This window comes from Paenibacillus sp. S33 (assembly GCF_053615415.1).
Genome location: NZ_JBSIEZ010000001.1, coordinates 87,448 through 111,369, shown reverse-complemented (window position 1 = coordinate 111,369; position 23,922 = coordinate 87,448). Strand labels below are relative to the sequence as shown.

Annotated in this window: 1 protein-coding gene; it reads right to left on the bottom strand. The window is 49.8% G+C overall.

Annotated features, from left to right (window positions below):
• Positions 1–109 precede the first annotated feature (109 nt).
• Complete coding sequence (locus tag ACWGXJ_RS00415; protein WP_452565921.1) at positions 110–23,836, bottom strand: non-ribosomal peptide synthase/polyketide synthase; 23,727 nt, start codon at positions 23,834–23,836, stop codon at positions 110–112.
• Positions 23,837–23,922: the final 86 nt, after the last annotated feature.

Sequence of the window (23,922 nt, the reverse complement as noted above, 5' to 3'; positions counted from 1 at the left end):
GACTTTATATGTTAAGGACAGCTTAAAAAAACAAAAGACGCCCGAGTTCCTTCTATATAAAGGAATCCGGGCGTCTTTGCTGCCTAATACTTATTATGCTTGATTGAGCTTAGGACAAAATGGGCTTGTTTTTAGATGAAGCCTCTGTGACCTTACCAAGTATCTGTCTCAGTACTTTAGCATTTTCCCCAATAAAACCGGAATCAAGCAGCACATCGTGCGTTCCGATGACTTCGTATTCTTTGTATTGACCAAGTGTCGCCTGTTGCCATAACAATTTATCTAATGATGTATTCGGACCAATACTATCATCCTCTGCAATCAGAGCATGGATATTCGCATGAACTTCACCAGCGTTAATAAGCTCATCGCGGTAGGTGGAGTACACCAACATTTTGTCCATGACTCGCTCCCTGTCCACTGGATCGGCGAGGAATGCTTTGTACTGGTCCCTGATGCTGTCCAGTACCGTCTCGACAATCTCTTCGAGCTCCTCTGGTGTCGATTCATCCTTGGACATCTTTCTCATAGCATCTACCATAATAATGTCGCCAACATGGTGACCTCGGCTTTCCATGGCTTTAGCTACCTCGAAGGCGAGATTTCCTCCAAGTGAGTATCCCAGAAATACATATGGGCCCTCTGCTTGAATATCCACAATGGCATCAATGTATCGATCCAGCATATCTTGACCCTGGTACCGATCGCCGATAAATTCCATTCCGTACACCTCGCAAAGCCCTTCCAGCTCCTTGGCCATCTCATAGTACCCCAGAGAGTGGCCTACCCGTGGAGGGAAGCAAAATACTTTAAGTGTTCCTTTCCCTGGGAAGCGGATAATTTCCATTTCTTGTTCATCCGCAGCATTCGTTGCCTGCAGCTTGAAAATTTCATGCGCCATTTCTTCCACAGTCGGCAGATTAAACACGGCCTGGAGTGGGAGATGGACGCCCATACTGGACGAGATCCTTTGGATCAAGCCCAATACTTTCAGGGAATGGCCCCCAAGTTCGAAGAAATGATCCCTGATCCCGATTTCCTGTACGCCGAGCACCTCGGACCAAATCTGAGCGAGCTCTACTTCTGTCTGCGTACGCGGCGCGATATACTCCGCTGTGCTCCGCAGAAGGGTTTCCGGTGCCGGTAGCGCTTTGCGATCCAATTTGCCATTCGGATTCAGCGGCATTTGTGCGAGCTGTACGAAGGCAGACGGAATCATGTAGCTTGGCAGCTCGCTGGCCAGTGCCTCGCGTAGTACGCCCGCTGCGAGCCCTTCCTCGGCCACAAAGTATGCGCAAAGCTGAGTACTTCCGCTGGAGTCAGCCAGTGCTAGAACAACCGCTTCTTGTACCGACGGCACCTTCAGAATTTGTGCTTCCACTTCTCCCAACTCAATGCGGTAACCGCGGATTTTTACCTGGTGATCGATCCGTCCCAAATACTCAATATTCCCGTCTGGCAACCACCGGGCCAAATCGCCTGTTCGGTAAATCCGTTCTCCCGGTTTGTACGGATGAGGAATGAACTTCTCTGCTGTCAGTTCAGGCTGATTGAAGTACCCCCTTGCTACCCCTTCGCCTGCAATACACAGTTCTCCTGGTACACCTACTGGTGATACCTGAGAGGCGCCGTCTATCATCCATACTTGGACGTTAGCGTACGGTTTGCCGATCGGCACATGCGTTAGAGCCGCAGTCTCAAGGCTCGTTGTATACCGAGTCGCATATACGGCTGCTTCCGTAGGACCGTAGATGTTTTCCAGTACTGCGTAAGGAGATACTTTATAATACTCTTCCACAAGTTTAGCAGGCAGCGTCTCGCCGCAGGCAAACAGGTATTTCAGAGTAAGGAATCCTTGGGTGCCGCTTTCTTTCAAGTATTGAACGAGCACACTGAGCATCGACGGCACCAAATTGAGATGCGTGATACGGTTCGTATCCACGGCCTCTAGCAGTGCCATCGGGTCTTTGTCCACGCCTTGTGGCAGGATCACGAGAGTCCCTTGTCCAAAGAACCAGCAGAACAGCTCCGGCACGGAGAAGTCAAAGGTGAATGTCGTTTTGAGCAGGAAACGGTCGCCTGCCAACATCGGATATTCAGCTTCCAACTGACTCAGCGTATGGACGGCAGCGCGATGTTCAATCATTACCCCTTTCGGCTTGCCGGTTGAACCTGACGTGTAAATGATATACGCCAGATGCTCCGGCCCCGCCATTGGCTCCAGATTCGAGCTATCCGCATGATACGCCTGCGGATCATCAAGTGCCAGGATCGTGCCAGTGAACGGAAAACGATCTTGGAGATGGTTCTTCGTCAGCAGAAGCTTCGCTCCCGAATCCTCCAGCATGTGGCGAATACGATCTTCTGGGAACTCCGGATCAATCGGTACATAGGCCCCGCCAGCTTTTAGAATGGCATGAATACCAATGATCATCTCAAGCGAGCGCTCGACCATGATGCCGACTGGTTGGTCCGGTCTGACACCTTGGGCACGCAGCGTACGTGCGAGACGGTTCGCCTGCTGATCGAGTTCTCCATAGGTAAGCTCCGTTTCACCGTAAATAAGTGCTGTACGATCCGGTGTGAGCGCTGCTTTTCCCTCAAATATACCGTGAAGGGTCTGCTCACGCGGATAAGGAGCTGCTGTATCGCCCCACACCTCTATAATCTGCGATTTCTCTTCTGGCGCGATCAACTCCAGCTCATCAATACGGATGGTAGGTTGAACAGCTACGCTTGTCAGAATTCTCGTCAAGTGTCCTTGAATGCGTTCCACGCTCTCCCGATCATAGACGCGGGCATTGTAACGGTACAAGAACTCCAGATTACGGCCCGGCAGCACTATGAGGTTAAAATCATAATTCGTCTGTTCAAACATCTGAACATCCGTAATTCTGTATTCAGCCTCTTCACTGGAAATTTTCTCTTCCAGATGCTCTTCTACCGGGTAATTTTCGAACACCATAATATGAGAAATCAAATCTTGCTTTTGTTCGCTCTGTGCTTGAATCTCATAGAGCGGATAGGAATCATATGCATGTCCTGCCAAATATAATTCCTGCTGTCTTTTCATCACATGGGAGAACGAATCGCTTCCCTCGGCCTGAACCCGAACCGGAACTGTATTGATGAAAAGACCGATCATACTTTCGATACCCGGAATCTCGGCAGGTCTCCCCGATACTACACTTCCGAAGACGATATCCTGGCTTCTATTGTAGCGCTGCAACACGATTCCCCAGGCTGCTTGCATCAATGTATTCATCGTCACCTGATGCTGTTTGGCCACCTGTTCCAGGCGATCGGTCAATTCCGCATCCAACGTGAATACCAGCTTCTCCGACACATAGGCTTCTGCTTTTGCTGATGGCTGTGTGATGGCTTGTGGCAGCTTCGTCTGCTGCTCGTAGCCTTCCAGGTACCCTCTCCAGTAAGAGGATGCCTCTTCCTCACCTTGCTTCTCCAACCATTGAATGTACTGGCTGTACGATGCTGCTGCAGGAAGCTCAGGTTCCCTTTGCTCACGTAGAGCTCCGTATGTTTCAAACACTTCCTGGAGCACAAGCGGCATACACCAGCCATCCAAAATGATGTGATGAGAGCTCCACAACAGATGGTAATGCTCTTTTGCAGTACGTAGGATAGCAACTCGCAGCAAGGCTTCATTCGCAAGATCAAAACCTCTCGCTTTGTCTTGGGCAACATAAGCTGCAAGACGCGCTTCTATTTCAGCGGATTCCAGCTCGTGCAGATCTTCGTATACGAAGTCGCATGCTCTTTCTTTGAACACAATCTGAATAGGGAAATCGCCCCACCCGGCGTGGAAATTCGTTCTCAATATGGCATGCCGTTTCATCAGATATTTTAAGCTGCGTTTGAAATCCTCAGGATAGAATGCTCCCTGAATTTCAAATTTGGCCTGCTCAAAGTAGACTTCCGAATGAGGCTCCAGCAAGCTGTGGAACAACATTCCTTTTTGCATCGGCGTCAGTTTATACATATTTTCAATACTGCCGATATGCCGTGTCTGCTCTTCTATCTCCTCAATCTTTTCTAAGCTGATATCTTTGAGGAGTACATCGCTTGGTGTAAGTTCTGCTCTTTCCTTACTTACGCAATGTCCAATGACTTCGCTGAGACGGTTCTTCAGAATGCCAACAAACTTAGTCACGGACTCCCCGTCGAGCTGATGACGGTTATAGCTGACCGAAAGTTGAAGCTGTCCTTCGGCAATCAGTCCATTAATGTTCAATGCCTGATGCTGCACCATCTGCTCACTGACCTCAGACCCTACTGAATAAGACGATACTTCCATCATCCCTCCTGCAAGGTCCTGGTCGAACTGTCCCAAGTAGTTGAAGGTAATCTCAGGTTCAGCCGAGAAGGAGGAGACGTCGGAACCGTCGCTTAAATATTTCAAAATACCATATCCGACACCTTTGTTCGGGATACGACGCAAGCCTTCCTTGACGTGCTTGATTCTGGCGCCGATCTCCAATTCTCCTCCCATCTCAAGGGCGACAGGGTATTGACTTGTAAACCAGCCTATTGTGCGAGTAATATCCAGTTCCGGCACAACGGGCTCCCGTCCATGTCCCTCCAGAAGGATGCCTACACGTTCGATTCCCGTCCACTCGTGAACAGCCATACCCAGAGCCGTCAGGAGCAGATCGTTGACCTCCGTATTGTAAGTGCGGTTCGCTTCTTTCAGGAACTGCTCTGTCTCTTCTGGTGACCATCTCACCGTGACAGCCTCACTGTCTTTGATGAGAAGAGCGCCGTCTACCTTGTCTTTGGGAAGAGGGACAAATCCATCTCCCTCTACCTCTGCCCAATAGCTGCGTTCTTGTTCAGCCGCCAGACTATTCGCAAATTGTGTGATTCCCTCAACCCATGCACGGTACGAATCGGTCTTCTGTGGAAGCTTGACCGCTTCTCCACGTGCTGCCTGCTCGTAGCCATCCTGCAGGTCCTCAAAGAGAATACGCCAGGATACGCCATCCACAGCCAGATGATGAATAACGATCAACAGATGTTCGCCTTCCGCACAGCGGAACAGACCCAGTCTAAAGAGAGGTCCATCCTCCAGAGAGATGCTGCGCTGAATGGCTTCCGCACCTGCTTCTATTGCTGAAGCCGGGTCTGTCTCATCCCGCAAATCGTGGATCTGGAGGCTATAGAGCTCACCCTCACCCATGCTCCGGTTCCAGGCCTCCAATCCCTGCTCTCCTTGGCGGAACACCAGTCGTAAAGCATCATGATGCTCTGCAATTTTCCGAACAACCTCGGCGAGCGCATCGGTATTGAAGCCATCACGTCGGTACAACATGACCGACTGATTAAAGTGATGCAGATCCATTGACTGTTCATCGAAGAATCTGTGCTGAGCAGGTCCCAGTCTTACCGCTCCGTGTACCTCGCTTTGGTCCGCAATTCGGCTGACCACACTAACGCGCTGTGCCAGCTCTGCAATTGTCGGATAACCGAACAAATCCTTCATTTCAAGCTTATAGCCTGCTTGGAGAAGCCTTGAAGATACTTGGATGGATTTGATCGAGTCACCTCCAAGCTCAAAGAAATTATCATGAATGCCGACAAGCGGCACGCCGAGTACACCCTGCCAGATTGAAGCCAAAATGTTCTCCACATCCGTGCGCGGAGCGGTAAAGTCTGCTCCCGCCTTTATACCCGAGTTCGGTTCAGGCAGTGCCTTGCGATCCAGCTTACCATTCGGTGTCAGAGGCATCACGTCCAGTTGGACGAAGTAAGACGGAATCATATATGCAGGCAGTCCGGCAGACAGTTCGTCTCTCAGCTCGCTGACAGACATTTCGCGATTAGCTACAAAGTAAGCACACAGCGATTTCTGCCCATGAGCATCTGCCCACGCAACAACGAGAGCTTCCTCGACAAGTGGGATATCCAGCAACTTGGCCTCAATCTCACCAAGCTCAATACGATAGCCCCGTATTTTAACTTGATGGTCAATGCGTCCAATGTACTCAATGTCTCCATTAGGAAGGCGACGAGCCAAATCTCCGGTGCGATACATATTTCCTTCCGCAGCGAACGGATTTCTAATGAATTTATCTGCGGTAAGCTCAGGACGGTTCAGATATCCACGGGCTACCCCGTCCCCGGCGATGTACATTTCGCCCTCCACGCCTAACGGTACGAGACGAAGCTGATCATCCAGAATATGGATGTATATATTGTCTGCTGGCAATCCAATCGGTACAGATTCACGCGTATCCTTCGCAGGATTGTACAGGTGAATCATGCAGCCGACGACCGTTTCGGTTGGTCCATATTCATTGTAGATTTTGATGTTGCTGCCAAAGAGATCTGTGATGGTTTTCGACAAATGTGTGGTCAGATTCTCTCCACCCACAATAAGCTGCTGAATGCGACTTTCTGCCGGGATGGTCATATCTTTAATCAGACTGAGATGAGTCGGCGTCAGCTTGAGAATGTCCACCGCATTTTCGCGCAAAATATGCTGTACAACCTCCGCTTTATCTATACCATCATAAATCCGTACTATTCCTCCGTTTATTAACGGAGTAAACATTGATGTCATCGTCAAGTCAAACGAAATGGATGAATACAACGGGAAATCCGTTGGTTTTCCAGCACAATAGACCTTATTGGCCCACCAGATGTAGTTCACGATCCCTTTGTGGTTAATCATGGTTCCCTTCGGATTTCCGGTTGTACCCGAGGTATAGATTAAGTACACCAGATCGTTTCCTCCAACAGGAATATTGGGATTATCCACCTCGGTTCCGTAGATGTGCGGGGAATCCAATTCCATAACCGTTCCCTCAAAAGAGGCCAACTCCGTCAGGTGGCTCTGTGTGAGCAAAATTTCAGAGCCAGAATCCTTCAGAATATACTGAATCCGCTCCTGCGGATATTCAGGATCAATAGGTACATAGGCTCCACCCGCTTTGAGCACACCCATGATGGCGACAAGCAGTTCTACAGACCGATCTGCCAACAGACCTACCACTTGTTCACTCCGTAGTCCTTGGTCTATCAAGGTGGAAGCTAGTCTGTTCGCCTGCTCGTTCAGCTCCCGATACGTGATCTGAGTGTCCCCATTTACAGCCGCAATCTTATCCGGCGTACGGACAACCTGTTCTTCAAACAAGGTATGCAGACCCTGATCACTTGGATAGGTATGGGCCTTGCCGCCCCAGTCAAGCAGGTTCATCCGTTCCTCGGATGTTACAATTTCCAGTTCCTGTATCGTCGCCTGCGGACGAGCAGCCACCTGATCGAGCATCTGCAACAAGTGTCCTCCGATACGTGCAATGCTTTCTTGCTCGTAAACCGAAGCATTATAGCGAATGCAGACCTTGATGTCTTCGCCTGGAATCACAACCAGGTTAAAGTCATAGTTGGTTTGTTCAAACATGGTGAAGTTGGCAACTTCGAGATTGTCCTCCGTTTGGTTACCCGATTGCTCCACCTGCTCGTCGAGCGGGTAATTTTCAAAGATCATAATATGAGAAATCAGGTCCTGCTTTTGGGTTGTTTTCCCCTGAATCTCATACAGTGGATAGGTGTCGTAGGCACGACCAGCCAATGACTGTGCCTGTGTACGTTTCATCACTTCGACGAAGGCTTCGTCTTTGGATGACTGTACACGGATAGGTACTGTATTGATGAACAGACCCACCATATTTTCGATCCCTGCAATCTCAGCGGGTCTACCCGACACAACGCCGCCGAAAACGACATCCGAGCTGGCATTATAACGTTGAAGAATCAGTCCCCAAGCTGTCTGCATGAGTGTATTGACGGTTACGTGATTGCGCTTCGCGACAACATCCATTTTACCTGTCAAAGATGCACCCAGATGGAGAACATGCTCTTTTAGAACATAGCCCGCTTCTTTTGCTTGAGATTTCGTTTTACCTTCCGGCAATACAGTATTCCCGTCATAATCTTCGAGATATTGGCTCCAATACGTTGAAGCTTCTTGATCATCCTGTGCATCAAGCCACTCGATATAACGGCTATAGGGCTGAGCTGGCGGTAGGACAGGCTGTACTTGCTGTTTCTTAGCAGAATAATAATCGAACAGCTCCTGTGTAATGATCGGGATACACCAGCCATCCATGACAATATGGTGGAAGCTCCACAATACAAGACAGCTTTGATCCTTCTGCAAGACGGTCACCCGCATCAGCGGATCTTCTGACAAGCTGAACCCCTTAACCATATCTTCAGCAATATAAGCCTTGATTCGGGCTTCTTGTTCCTGCGTAGATGCGTCGCGCAAATCTACGTAGTGCAAAGGGATTAACCGTTGCTTAAAGACAACTTGCAGCGGTACATCAGCAATGTTGTTGTAAAATCCGGTACGTAGTATGGCATGTCGCTGCACCAAAGCCTGGAAGCTCTCGAAGAAGATATCTACATCGAAGCTACCACGCAGCTCAAACGTTGCCTGTTCGAAGTATGAAGAGGAGTCCGGCTCCAGCAGGCTGTGAAACAGCATTCCCTTCTGCATTGGCGTCAGCTTGTACACATCCTCAATCTCTCCGATGTGAGCCGTCTGCGCCGTGAGTCGATCAAGCTGCTCCAATGTTAATCCTTGGAACAGAACATCACTTGGTGTAAGCTGTGAACGCTCCTGAGCCACACAATGACGGATGACCTCACTAAGGCTTGACTGTAATAATTCAGCAAAATGACTCACCGTCTCGTTACGATACTGCCTGCTGCTGTACGTAATCGTCAGTGATAGCTGGCCTTCAGCAATCATGCCATTCACATCCAGTGCATATTGCTGTGGTGTGAGGTCGCTGAGCGCCTTACCAACTGAATGTGTGGATAGGCTAAGGGCATTACCCTCCAGATCCTGATCAAACTGCCCAAGATAATTGAAGGAAATTTCCGGCTCCACGCCAAATCCGACACTTTTCTCCGGTGCCATATACTTCAGAAGACCGTAGCCGATTCCTTTGTGCGGAACCTCTCGCAAATTTTCCTTGATGCGCTTGATTCGTGCAGATACTTCCTGTCCGCCTTGCAGGTTCAGCAGAACCGGATACTGGGTTGTGAACCAACCGACGGTACGGGTAATATCCAGGTCTGGTACGATCATTTCCCGTCCATGCCCTTCGAGATTGACCAAAATCTGCTCCATGCCTGTCCAGCGCTGAATGGCTGCCCCCAGAGCAGTCAAGAGCAAGTCGTTCGTCTCCGTATGATACGCCCGGTTCGCTTGCCGCAACAGCAGGTCTGTTTCCTGCGCAGACCACGTTACCGTAACCGATTCAGTATCCCGGATGGTGCCCGGCTTCTGATCCTCATCCTTCGGCAGTGGGGCCAAAATCGCCTCTTCGATCAGCTGCCAGTATGCACGCTCCTTGTCCAGAGCAGGCCCTGCTGCATACTTCGTCGCTTGCTCAGACCATACAAGATACGAATCGGTCTTTTGTGGAAGGACGATTGCTTGTCCATTCAATGCCTGCTCGTACCCCGCTGCAATGTCCTCAAACAGGATGCGCCAGGATACGCCGTCAACCAAGAGGTGATGAATGACAATCAACAAATGATCGCCATCGTCACAATGGAACAGGCCTAGCTTGAACAGTGGGCCACCTTCCAAATCAAAGCTTGCCTGAATGGCATCGACTTGGGCCTGAACCGCAGCTGTCTGGTCTTCCGCCTGCCGCACATCGGCAATGTCCAATGTGTAGAGCTCGCCTTCGTCCGTTCCCCGATTCCAAGCTGCATACCCAGCTTCTGTAGACCGGAAAACCATACGCAGCGCGTCATGATGGATCGCAATTTGGTCCATTGTCAACCGGAGTGCAGCCTCATCAAAGCCGTCTTTCCGATAGAGCATGACGGCATGATTATAATGGTGCGGCTCCGCTGTATGGCGTTCAAAGAACCAACGCTGAATTGGCATTAACTCTGCTGCACCTTTAATTTCGCCCTGTTCCGCTATACGTCCGGCTGCCTGAAGATACGGGCTTAGCTCGGCAATTGTCGGATATTTGAAGAGATCCTTCATCTCTAATTTATATCCGGCTTGGAACAATCTCGAGGACACTTGGATCGCCTTGATGGAATCACCACCCAGATCGAAGAAATGATCATGGATGCCGACCTGCTGCGCTCCCAGCACACCTTGCCATACGGAAGCCAAGGCTTCCTCAGCCTTCGTCCTTGGCGGTTCATAAACCGCTCCAGTCTGCACATTGGCCTCTGGAGCCGGAAGCGCTTTGCGATCCAGCTTGCCATTTGGCGTCAAAGGCATCTGTTCCAATTGCATAAAGTAAGATGGAATCATATAAGTCGGCAGTTCGGCAGCCAAGGTTTTTCTCAACTCTCCTACCGTCAGCATCTGATCGGCAGTGAAATAGCCGACAAGCACTTTTTGTCCACTTCCATCCTCTCGGGCGAGCACAACGGCCTCCCTTACAGACGGAGCATGGAGCAGCTTCGCTTCCACTTCGCCCAGCTCGATACGGTAACCACGGATTTTTACCTGATGGTCAATCCGTCCCAAATACTCCATGCTGCCATCCGGCAACCAGCGTGCCAAGTCACCCGAGCGGTACATGCGCTCGCCCGCTTCAAACGGATGAGCGACAAACTTCTCTTCCGTCAATTCCGGTCGGTTCAGATAACCTCGCGCCAGACCTACGCCCGCCACATAGAGTTCACCTGGAATGCCAATCGGCTGTGGACGGCGTTGTTCATCCAAAATGTACGCTCGCAGCGTCGGAATCGTGGTGCCGATATTGCTGCGGCCCTGTTCAATTTCCAACTCTGTAATTTCCTTGTAGGTTACATGCACGGTCGTTTCGGTAATGCCGTACATGTTAATGAGCTGCACTTGCGGATACTTCGTTCTCCAGTCCTTGAGCAGGGCCGGGGCTAATGCCTCTCCACCGAAGATAATCATACGGAGGCTCAGTTCTGCCGCTTGATGACCGAGCTCTTCCTGTAGCAACTGGTAGAAGTACGTCGGTGTCTGGTTCAAAACGGTGACCTTCTGATCCTTAAGCAATTGCAAGAAACGATCTGGACTCTTCGCGGTAAGCGATGGAACGATGACCAACCGTCCTCCGTTCAGCAATGCTCCGTACATTTCCCATACAGAGAAGTCAAAACAGAATGAATGGAACAGTGTCCACGTATCCTGAGGACCAAAGTCAAACATATTTTTATCATTAAAGAGCAAGCGAACTACATTTTTATGCTCAATCAGTGTTCCCTTTGGCTTGCCTGTCGTACCCGATGTGTAGATGACGTAGGCAAGATGCTCCGGTCCGGCTGCAGGCTGCAGGTTTGAGACATCCTCCTTGTAGGAAGCCCTTTTGTCCAGACTTACGATATCCCCGGCGAAGGAGACCCGTTGCTCCAGATGCGCTTGTGTCAGCAGTAGCTTGGCTCCCGAATCCTCAAGCATAAAGCGAATGCGGTCCTCTGGATATTCAGGGTCTACAGGGACATAGGCCCCGCCTGCCTTTAAGATGGCTAAAATTCCGACCACCATTTCAAGGGAACGATCCGCCATAATTCCAGCCAAACCGTCTGGTTGCAAACCACGTTCCCTAAGCGTTCGGGCAAGTCCATTGGCCCGCTCGTTCAGCTCGCTGTAGGACAGGGTTGCATCTTCACATACGACTGCCACTGCATTCGGAGTACGTGCGGCCTGCTCCTCGAACAGCGCATGGATCGTCTTGTCACGAGGATAATCTGCCTTGGCTTCGTCCGGCGCTTTCATCAGCCTTGATTTTTCCTGAGGTGTCACGATATCAAGGGATGACAACGGCAGTGCCGGATTGGCGATGGCTTCCCGAATAAGCTGTACAAAGTGGCCTGCCATCCGCTCAGCAGTCTCTTGCTTGTAGATCGCAGTCGCATACTCAAGCGTGCAGTTCAATGCCCCGTCTGCTTCACTCACGGTCAGCGTAAGATCGAACTTGGCAGCCGGATGTACATTATCGTAAGGAGTGAAGCGCAATCCTTCTATTTCTTGTTCTCCCTGCTCGATATTTTGCAGGACAAACATGGTATCAAATAGTGGGTTACGGCTCAAATCACGCTGAAGCTCCAGCTTTTCTACCAGCTCCTCGAACGGGTAATCCTGGTTTTCATAGGCCCGCAGCGCTGTTTCCTTCACTTCCTGCAGATAAGCCTCGAAAGGCTTCTCCCCTTCTGGATAAGTACGAAGTGCCACTGTGCCGACGAACATACCGATGAGGCCTTCAAGTGTCGCATGAGATCTTCCTGCCACAGGTGAACCGACAATGACATCTTCCTGACCTGTGTACTTGTGCAAGAGCGCTGTATAGGCTGCCAGCAGTACCATGAACAGAGTGGAACCCGTTCGGGTAGCCAGCTCCTGAAGTGAAGCACTCAGAGAAGAATCAATTTGGAAGTCGATTCGATCGCCCGCAAAGCTTCGCACCGCAGGACGAACCTCATCTCCTGGCAAATCCAGCACTGGCAAGCTTCCACGGAGAGCATCCAGCCAGTAAGCTTCCTGGGCCTTAAGACGCTCGCTTCCGAGCTGCTCTTGCTGCCATACAGCATAGTCTGTGTACTGGATCTGTAGCTCAGGAAATACGTCCTCCTCTTGGTAGAAGCGGAGAAACTCTTCTATGAGAATATTCATAGAAACCCCATCTGAGACAATATGGTGCATGTCAAACAATAGTAAATGGCGCTCATGTGCAATTCGAATAAGGCCGACCCGCAGCAATGGAGCTACACCTAAATCAAAAGGACGGACGAACTGCTGAAGGGTAGCTCCTGCCTCTTCCTCGCTCAACTCCGCATATTCCACAGTAAACGGAACATCCGTCAGGAGCTGCTGTACAGGTTCACCGTTCACAGTCACAAAACGAGTTCGCAGCGAACCATGACGATGAATTAGACGACGGAATGCCTGCTCTAGCCGTTCCCGGTCCAAAGCTCCCTCAACGGTAAGGATACCCGGCATATTGTAGCTCAGCTCTCCACCTTCCAGCTGACTTAGAATGAACAGTCGTTTTTGGGCCGAGGACAATGGATAATGCTCTCTCGCTCCCGCTGTAGGAATTTCTTCGAAATTCAGCGGTGTATAGCCCTCAATGGCACGAGCCAATCCTTCAATAGTAGGAGACTCGAACACTGCTCTCAGACTAATCTCGCGATTCATTTCCTTGCGAATTCGTGAGACTAGCAGGGCTGCACGCAGTGAATGACCTCCAAAATGGAAGAAATTATCCTTCACTCCCGCGCTCTCTACACCCAGCACCTCTTGCCAGATTTCGGCTAATTGAATTTCCAGAGGTGTCCTTGGAGCCTCAGATGAAGCCGCTGCCCATCCACGCTCGCCCTGCAGCGCTTTTCGGTCGATTTTTCCGTTCGACGTCAGAGGCATATCCTCCAGTTGTATGAAGCGGGAAGGGATCATATATCCAGGTAACATCTCCGACAGAACAGCCCGAAGTTCGGATACCTCAAGTTTCTGAGCGGCTACGAAGTAAGCGACTAGATCTTTATAGCCGTCTTCGCCCTCTACAGCCATGGCTACGACTTCCTGAACGGACGGCACTCTGAGCATTTGTGCTTCTACCTCGCCCAGCTCGATACGGTAGCCGCGGATTTTGACTTGGTGATCTATTCGACCTAAGTACTCGATGGTTCCATTCGGTAACCAGCGAACCAGGTCCCCCGTCCGATACATACGCTCTCCTGGAGCAAATGGATTGTCCACGAACTTCTCATCCATTAACTCAGGCCGATTATGATACCCCCGTGCTAACCCGATACTCGAAATGCATAGCTCTCCAGCTACACCGACAGGTTGCAATCTAAAATGGTCATCCAAGATGTACACACTGTGGTTAGCAATAGGTCGTCCAATAGATACAATATCCGTTGCTTCCTCACTGTCCGGGACAGACCAGATTGTGGTGCATACGGAGTCCTCTGTTGGGCCATAGCCATTAGAGTAACGTACATGCTTCCTCCATTCTTCGATCAACTCGACCGATGCGGCCGATCCAGCGGTTAGCAGGCACCGCAGTGTTGGCAAACGCTCTGGATCAAGGTGGATAGCGTAAGCGGGTGGCAAAGTCGCTACCGTAATCCCCTTATCGTTCATGAACTGCTCGAACAGGGCATGATCTAAAATATCTTGTGTAGAAGGGATGCACAGAACAGCCCCGTGGCTCAGCGCCGTTAAAATTTCCGAAATCGATGCATCAAACGACAGGCTTGCAAACTGAACGATCCGATCCTGCGGTGTAACTTCGAAGTGTGTCCCGTATACGTCCGAAAGGTTTGGTAATCCCCGATGCTCCACTAATACGCCCTTAGGCTGACCCGTCGTACCTGAAGTGTAGATCACGTAAGCCAGATCATCCGGTCCAGCAGTAGCCTCCAAATTCGAGGTGTCGGCATCATAGGTCGATGGTTTATCCAGCAGCAAAACATTTTCCGTCCATCCGAGATGCTCCAAGAGATGGGCCTGTGTAAGGATCAGCTTCGCCCCGGAATCTTCAAGCATGTAACTGATTCGTTCTTTCGGATACTCTGGATCGATTGGAACATAGGCACCCCCGGCTTTCATAATGCCGTAGATCCCAACGATCATTTCGAGCGACCGTTCAGCAATCAGTCCCACCAGATCTCCCGTCTTGATTCCCTGAGTACGGAGCCTTCTCGCCAGTCCGTTGGCTTTTGCATTGAGCTCGGCATAGGTCAGACTCTCGTCCTCGAACCAAAGGGCAGTCGCATCCGGCGTTCGTCCCGCCTGTTCCTCCAACAGCCCGTGGAACGTGTTACAGTGCTCGTAAATGCCTTTTGTATTTCCCCATACGTTCAGAATCTGTTCTCTCTCCTGCGGCGTGACTAATTCTAGTGCATCCACGGAAATGGCAGGGTTCTCTACAATTTGTTCCATGAGGTGAACCAGATGGCCCTTGATTTGCTCAATTGTCACTGGGTCATAAACAAGTGCATTGTACTGGAACAGCAATCTCATTTCTTCGCCAGGGAGGACAATTAAATTAAAATCATAATTCGTTTGCTCAAGAAGCTCCGCTTCCTCAATCTCAAAGGCAGCCTCGCCACCACCCAGACGCTCTACCTCCTCTTCCACAGGATAGTTTTCAAACACCATAATATGGGAGATTAGATCCTGCTTCTGATCCGTCTGAGCCTGAATCTCAAACAGCGGGTAGGTGTCATACATATGAGAAGCCATATATTGTTCCTGCTGCTGCTTCATCAGAACTGTGAAGGGGAGATTCTCCTCTGTCTTCACACGAACGGGAATCGTATTGATGAACAAACCGATCATCCGATCAATGCCCGGAATTTCTGCTGGTCTGCCTGATACTACACTTCCGTACACGACATCTCGGCTACCGTTATAGCGTTGAAGCGCAATGCCCCAGAGGGACTGCAGCAATATATTCATCGTGACATGAGCATCCCTGGCCACCTTTTCAAGGCACCCAGTCAATTCCCTGCTGAGAGGATAATTCAGCTTTTCTGCTACGTAGCCTTCTCCCTTACTTGCCCCACCGACTTGAGGTAAAAGCGTCTGCTGCTCGTAACCGGCCAGATATCGGCTCCAATAGTTGGACGCAACTGCTTCATCCTGCTGTTCGAGCCATTCGATATATCGACTGTACGGATGAACCTCTGCCAACTGCGGCTCTCTTCCTTCCAGGAGGGCAAAATAGTGTTCAAATACCTCCTGCGTAATTAACGGAACACACCACCCATCCATGACGATGTGGTGAAAACTCCATAAAAGACGGAAGCTCTCTTCATCTGTTTGCAAAATGGATACACGGAGAAGCTCGTCTTCAGCTAGGTTGAAGCCCAGTGCTTTGTCCTTAGCACCAAATGTCTTCAGGTAAGCTTCGCGCTGCGATGCATTCATCTCCCGCAGGTCTTCGTACACCAATTTAGCGCCTCTGTGCCGAAATACAACCTGCAAAGGCTCGCTGCCCCATCCGCTGTAAAAGTTCGTGCGCAGGATAGCATGACGCTCCACTACTGCATCCAGACTGTGCCCGAAGGCGATCGGATCAAAGCTACCCTTAAAATCAAAGGCGGCCTGCTCAAAATAAGCACCTGTATGCGGCTCAAACATATCATGGAACAGCATGCCCTTCTGCATCGGCGTCAGACTATATACATTCTCAATATCGCCTATGTGGCTGGTCTGCGTAGAAAGCTCCTCCAGATCGGCAATGCTTAGACCCTTCGCAAGCACGTCGCTTGGTGTCAATACGGTTTTTTCTTGGGTTACGCAATGCTGGAGAAGTTCCCGCAGGCTTTCTTCAATATATCCAGCGAGCTGTTCCATCGTAGATGACTTATATTGTTTTCCGTTATAAGTAATCGTCAGAGTCAGGGCTCCGTCCGTCACCATGCCATTGATATCTAGCGTATAGGCTGGTTCCTCCAACAGGCTTTGCGCGCTTCCGGTCGGATAAGGAGAAATCTGCAATGAGCTTCCTTGCAAATCCTGATCAAATTGCCCCAAATAGTTAAAAGAAATCTCAGGCTGCAAGCTGAGGCTGCCTTCGTCCAACTGACTTGCCATCGTTTTGAGCAACCCGTAGCCAATACCTTTGTTCGGAATTCGGCGCAGCCCTTCTTTCACAGACTTGATCAATGAGGCCACTTCCGGGTTATTCCCCAAGTCTAAAATCACCGGATATTGACTTGTAAACCAGCCTACGGTACGGGTGATGTCGATATTCGGTATAATCGGCTCACGACCGTGTCCTTCCAGATTCACAGCAACCTTTCCGATGCCAGACCATTTGGATACCGCCATGCCCAGAGCAGTCAATAGCAGATCATTCGTCTCTGTTTGATAAGCACGATGGGCTTTTCTCAACAATTGGTCGGTTTCTTCTAGAGTCCATTGTGCTGTTACTACTTTGCTATCCTGTACAAGAAGGCTTTCCACAGCCTCATCCTTCGGCAACTGTTCGAGTGGCTGATCCTCCAGCTCTCTCCAATACGCCCGATGAGTCTCCATTTCAGGACCTTCCGAATAACGAGCAAGGGCGTCTCCCCAATCACGGAAGGAATCCGTCTTCTGCGGGAATGTCAGCGCTTGTCCTTGAATCACCTGCTCATAACCTGCTGCAATATCCTCGAACAAAATCCGCCAGGATACTCCGTCTACCACCAAATGGTGGATCACGATCAGAAGGTGGTCTCCATCCTGACAATGGAAAAGTCCTAACTTCAGCAGCGGACCTTCTGCCAGATTGATACTGCGCTGAATGTCATCCGACAGCGATGTAATGGCTGCAGTCGGATCGGATTCATTCCGTAAATCAGCAGTGAACAGGCTATACAGCTCTCCTTCTTCAAGATCACGATTCCAAGCTTCGTAGCCATGCTCTGTCTGACGGAAAACCATGCGAAGAGCGTCATGATGCTCAGCGAGTTTTCTTAGCACCTGATGCAAGGCCTTTTCCTCAAATCCCTGTTCACGATACAGCATAACCGCTTGATTGAAGTGATGAGGCTCTGCCTGCTTCCGTCCAAAAAACCACTGTTGGACTGGAGTCAAGCGAGTTGTTCCACGCACAACTCCCTGTTCAGCCATATGCACAGCCGTTTGTATTTCAGCGCCTAGCTCGGCAATGGTTGGCGATTTGAACAGCTGCTTCATCTCTAACCGATAGCCGGCCTGCAGTAACCGTGACGACACCTGAATAGCTTTTATGGAGTCTCCACCCAATTCAAAGAAATTGTCATGGATACCCACCTGTTCGGCACCCAGCACCCCTTGCCAGACAGATGCCAAAGCTTCCTCAGCCGGTGTACGAGGAGCTGTATACTTCCGTCCTGTATGCGCGCCTACTTGAGGAGCCGGCAGAGACCTGCGGTCCACTTTTCCGTTTGACGTTAATGGCATACGATCCATCTGGATAAAGTAGGATGGAATCATATAGCCTGGAAGTACCTGCGATAGGGAAAGACGTACTTCGCCTGCCGTGAGCGTACGATCCGCCACATAATAAGCGCAAAGCTGCTTCTCGCCAAGCTCATCCGCGCGAACGACCACTACGGCGTCGATTACTGACTCCACCTTGGCCAGTTGGGCCTCGATTTCAGGGAGTTCGATGCGGTAACCACGTATTTTGACCTGCTCATCAATTCTTCCTTTAAACTCCAAATTCCCATCTGGAAGCCAGCGTACCAGATCCCCAGTTCTGTAGCAGGCTTCTCCGTCCTTCACAGGACTAGGAACAAATTTCTCTGCTGTGAGGTCAGGACGATTGAGATATCCGCGCGCTACACCTTCACCGCCGACAATGAGTTCACCCCAAGCACCAATAGGCTGTAATTGCAGCGATCCATTGACCACATAAGCGGTCGAATTACTAATTGGGCGGCCAATCGGCACGACCCCTTCGGCACGACCCAGAATCTTGTAGGTGGTGGAGAAGGTCGTATTCTCTGTCGGACCATAGCCATTGATAGGGACAAGATCAGGATTAGCCTCGATTACACGGTTCATATGAGATATGGACAGTACGTCTCCGCCGACCAGCAATGTTTTTAGCCCTTTGAACAGGTATTCATCCTGCAGGGAAAGCTGATTGAAAAGCGGTGAAGTAAGCCACATTGTTGTAATCCCGTACTTGGTAATGGCCGCTTTGAGCCTATCGGCAATCAGGATATCGTCGTTCTCCACGAAATAGAGCTGCCCACCGTTGAGCAACGCTCCCCATATTTCGAATGTAGAAGCATCAAAGGCCACGGCTCCTGTTTGCAAAATTCGTGTGGATTCATTCAGCTCCACATAGTTGGTCTCTTTGACCAGACGGACCACGTTCCGGTGTTCAACCATAACGCCCTTCGGTCTACCCGTCGTACCCGATGTATAGATGACATAAGCAAGCCCCTGCGATCCCTGAGCAGTCTCCGGCTGAGCAGGTTCAGCCGCATAGGCCTCTTCGCTGCTAAGATCGACAATCGGTATACCGTAGTCTACACTTATAAGCTCGCCCTTTTGCACCAATAATAGCTTGGCGTCGGAATCATTAAGCATATAACGAACCCGATCTTCCGGGTAATCAGGATCAATCGGCACATAGGCTCCACCCGCTTGAAGCACCGCGAGCATACCAATGACCATCTCGATGCTTCGTCCGCCCATCACGGCCACAGGCTGCTCCCTCAATGTTCCCAAACGACGCAGTGTTTGGGCCAGTCGGCTCGCCTTGTCTTGCAATTCAAGGTACGTTAGCTGGACATCGCCGAATACAAGCGCCGTCTGCTCTGGTGTACGCTTGACTTGTTCTGCGAACAGCTCATGAATGGTCTTGTCCCTTGGATAAGGAGCCGATGTCGCGTTAAATACTTCAACGATCTGTACTTTCTCCTCCGGTGTGATCATTTCTATCTCGGCCAGTTGCAACTGAGGATTGGCCGAGACTGCGTGCAGAATCCGCAGCAAGTGCGTTGCAAGTCGCTCTACACTTTCACGCCGATATAAAGCCGTACTATACTCGAGGCCAAAGGCTAATTTTGACCCCTTCTCCTCTACATTGAGGGACAGGTCAAATTTGGCTGTGACGGTGTCCATCAAGTAAGGAGTAAAGTGCACTCCGTCCATATCCTGCTCTTCCTGCTCGGTATTTTGTAATACCAATAGGGTGTCAAAGAGCGGATTGCGGCTGACATCACGTCCTACGCCCAGCTTTTCGACCAATTTTTCAAAAGGGTAATCCTGATGCTCAAACGCCTTGAGCGCCGTTTCCTTGATTTCCAGAAGATAATCCTGAAAGGTTTTATCTCCTGCCGGGTAACTGCGCAAGGCCAGTGTGTTGACAAACATCCCGATGATGCCCTCAAGCTCAGCCTGCGGTCTTCCGGCTACTGGAGAACCTACGACGATGTCCTCCTGTCCTGTATATTTGTGCAGTAGTACCGAATAAGCGGCCAGCAATACCATATACAGTGTAGTACCTGTACGGGATGCAAGCTCTTGTATCGCCTTATTGCCAGACTCATCCAATGTAAAATCAATTCGGCTACCCTCGAAGCTCCGAACTGAAGGTCGTTGGAAGTCTGTAGGCAAATCCAATACCGGCAACTCTCCTTCAAAGGATTGCAGCCAATATTTCTCAAGATCTTGCCATTGGTTCTCTGACTGTTCCCGTTGCCATACGGCATAATCCTTGTACTGGATGTGCAGCTCTGGTAGCTGTTCTCCTTGATACAAATGAGTAAGTTCCTCTATCAATATTTGAATAGAAACCCCATCTGAAATGATGTGATGCATATCAAACAGCAACAGATGATGCTCCTCCTGGAGCTTCACCAAGCTAACACGCAGTAATGGAGCCTGGCTCAGATCAAAGGCACGAATAAAGTTGTGAATGAGCGTATCCGTCTTCTCCACCGAGGCCTCTGTGTAGTTCAACGTGAACGGCACATTCCTATGCACACGCTGAACAAGTTCTCCATCCTGCATATAAAAGCCGGTTCTCAGGGATTCATGACGCTGGATCAGTGCCTGGAACGCAGACTCCAGCCGCGTGCGATCCAACGGTCCATCCACTGTGAAGACCCCTGGCATATTGTAGCTGAGCTCTCCCCCGTCCATCTGTCTCAGCACGTATAACCGCTTTTGCGCTGAGGACACTGGGTAAGCTTCGCTTTCCGTTGCCTGTGGGATGGATTCGTACATGGTCGGAATGTTTTTTTTCACAAGTTGCGCCAAGGATTCGACCGTAGGTGACTGAAACACCTCACGCAGCGAAATGCTACATCCCAACTCTTTGTGAATCCGTGAAACGAGCACTGTTGCCCGCAAAGAGTGACCACCAATTTCAAAGAAATTATCTCTGACACCGACACGAGCAACGCCCAAGATATCTTGCCAGATGAGTACCATCTGAGCTTCCACAGCAGTTCTCGGAGCCAAATAAGCCTCACCGGATTGTACGCTGCTTTCAGGAGCCGGCAACGCACGGCGATCCAGTTTGCCATTTGGTGTAAGCGGCATTTGCTCCAGCCGGACAAAATAAGAAGGAATCATGTAAGCGGGGAGTTCCGCCGCCAGCTGAGCCCGCAATTCCCCCGGCGAAAGATCACTGGAGGCTACATAGTAGGCGCACAGCAATTTTTGGCCCTGTTCGTCTTCCCGTGCGAGAACAATCGTTTCTCGTACGCTTGGAGCCTTGAGAATTTGGGCTTCTACCTCGCCAAGCTCAATTCGGTAGCCGCGAATTTTGACCTGATGGTCGATCCGCCCCAAATATTCAATATTGCCATCAGGCAACCAACGAGCAAGATCCCCAGTTCGGTACAGCCGCTCTCCCACCCGATACGGATGCTCAACGAATTTCTCAGACGTCAAATCCGGCCGATTCAAATACCCACGGGCAAGACCGTCTCCCGCAATGTATAGCTCTCCTGGAACCCCAACAGGCTGCAGGCGTCTTTGCTCATCGAGAATGTAAGCGCTAAGTGTGGGGATCGTTCTGCCAATATTGCTTTTCCCCGCTTCAATCTCATGTTCCGTGATTTCCTTATAGGTGACATGAACTGTTGTTTCCGTAATTCCGTACATATTAATCAGCTGCACATCAGGATACTTGACCCGCCAGTTCCTCAGAAGAGATGGACTTAAAGCCTCTCCACCAAAAATGATTTTTCTAAGGCCAAGCTCTGTCGAAGAGTGCGTTAACTCTTCCTGTAGCACCTGATAAAAATACGTCGGCGTCTGATTCAAAATGGTGACTTGGTTGTCTTTCAACAACTCCAGGAAAGCTGCTGGGCTCTTAGCTGTGAGAGATGGAACAATCACCAATTTCCCTCCGTAAAGAAGCGCTCCGTACATCTCCCAAACGGAGAAATCGAAGCAGAACGAATGGAACAGCGTCCACGTATCCTGAGAGTTGAAGTCAAATAAATTTTTATCGTTAAAGAGCAGTCGAACTACATTTTTGTGTTCAATCAGCGTGCCCTTCGGCTTGCCGGTCGTACCCGACGTGTAGATAACATAGGCCAGATGGCTTGGTCCCGAAATACTCTCCAGATTGGAAGCATCTCCTGTATACGCTGCAGCTTCGTCCAGACTCACAAGCTTTCCGTCAAAAGTGGTGCTCTCCCATAGATGACTTTGGGTGAGCAACAGACGGACACCTGAATCCTCCAGCATATAATGGATACGTTCTTCGGGATAATCGGGGTCAATCGGTACATAGGCACCACCTGCTTTCAAAATGGCCAACATCCCGATGACCATCTCCAAGGAACGGTCAGCCATAATCCCTACGAGCGTATCTGCTCCTACTCCCTCGGAGCGCAAATATCTCGCAAGCTGGTTAGCCTGCTCGTTTAGAGCTTGGTATGTAATGCTCTGCTCGTCCATCTGAACGGCTACGTGATCTGGCGTGCGCTCGGCTTGTTCCTCGAATAAGCCATGAATGGTCTTCTCTCGTGGATAATCGACTGCCGCGCCTTCCGAAAGAGCCAAAATGGACTGCTCTTCTGGTTCACCCAATAAGTTTACCTCTGCGATAGAAAGCTGAGGTGAATGAATGATCTGCTCGGCGATCGTAAGCAACTGGGAAACCATGTCCTTAACTTCACTGCGTTCAAACAGCTCTGTCCGATAATCGACATCCAGTACCAGTTCGCCTTCATCCAGGATCTCTACGATATGAAGCACGAAATCGTTCACTTCGTCCCCGCAGAAATCATAATCTGTCAAAATACGCACATCATCCAAATCAACCCAATTGATAAGACGATATTCCATTGAAACGCCAAAAAGCCGCTGAATATCCTTGTTCCCATGCATTTCTCTAAGATCCTGAATTAACTGATTGTATGGATATTTCTGATGCCGCAGGACTGACATCTGATCTCTGGCTACATCCTGCAGGAAGCTCAATACATCTATATCCTTTTTGACGTATGTTCTGGCAGCAGCGGTGCTGACGAACCTACCTATCTTTTGCTTCTCTTTTTTGTTCCCCCGGTTAGCGAACGAAGTTCCAATCACCACATCCGGCTGATTCGTCATTTTGTGTATGTAGATATACATCGCACCCATGAAGAACTGGAACAAAGAAATTCTGTTCTGTTGGCAAAATGCTTGCAGCTCGTGATATAGCACTTCTGGTACGGTAAAATGCTCCCGAACAGCGTGGGTGCTTAAAGATAACGGATTATATGACTTCCAACCCGTAAGCTCAGGCAAATCAGAAAATTTATCCAGCCAGTAAGCCTTATCCTTTTGGTATCTGTCAGAAAGTTCGTATGCATTCTCATCTGCAATATATTGAATATACGAGCAATCGTCGCCCAGCTTCGGTTCATTTCCTTGAATTAACTCCATGTAAAATGCTGTCAGCTGATTGCCATAGACCACCATTGATATTCCGTCAGAAATAATATGGTGCATCTTGATATTAATCCAATACTCTTCCTCGCTAATCTTCACAATTAAAAACTGGAAGAGCTCAGAATCGAGCAGGGGCAAGGGTTTTCTTTTGTGTTGCTCAAGTAAGGCTTCCACCTCAGATACACTTTCATAGTGGCTAAGATCCAGGCATTCCAACTGTCTCTCTTCATAAGGAACGACGTACTGCTGAGGCACTCCATCCACTGAGGTAATACGGATGCGGAACGCATCATACTGTTTGATAATCAAATTAATGGACTGCATAAAGGCAGCAATATTGATATGCCCCTTCATCTTAGCTGTACCGGAAAGCTGTGACACTGACGTATCTGGGTAGAGTAATTCGGTATACCATATACGCTTCTGCGCATTTGTTAAATCATATAACTGCATGTCATTCATCTCATTCACTCCTATTCCATGATGTGAATATCCTCCCGCTGCACCTGGCAGTCAGGAGGACAAAAGGACAGTTTAACGTGCGCTTC

Bases quoted from the DNA above. Each gene is read 5' to 3' on its own strand.
- ACWGXJ_RS00415 (WP_452565921.1), bottom strand. From the start codon at position 23,836: ATGAATGACATGCAGTTATATGATTTAACAAATGCGCAGAAGCGTATA.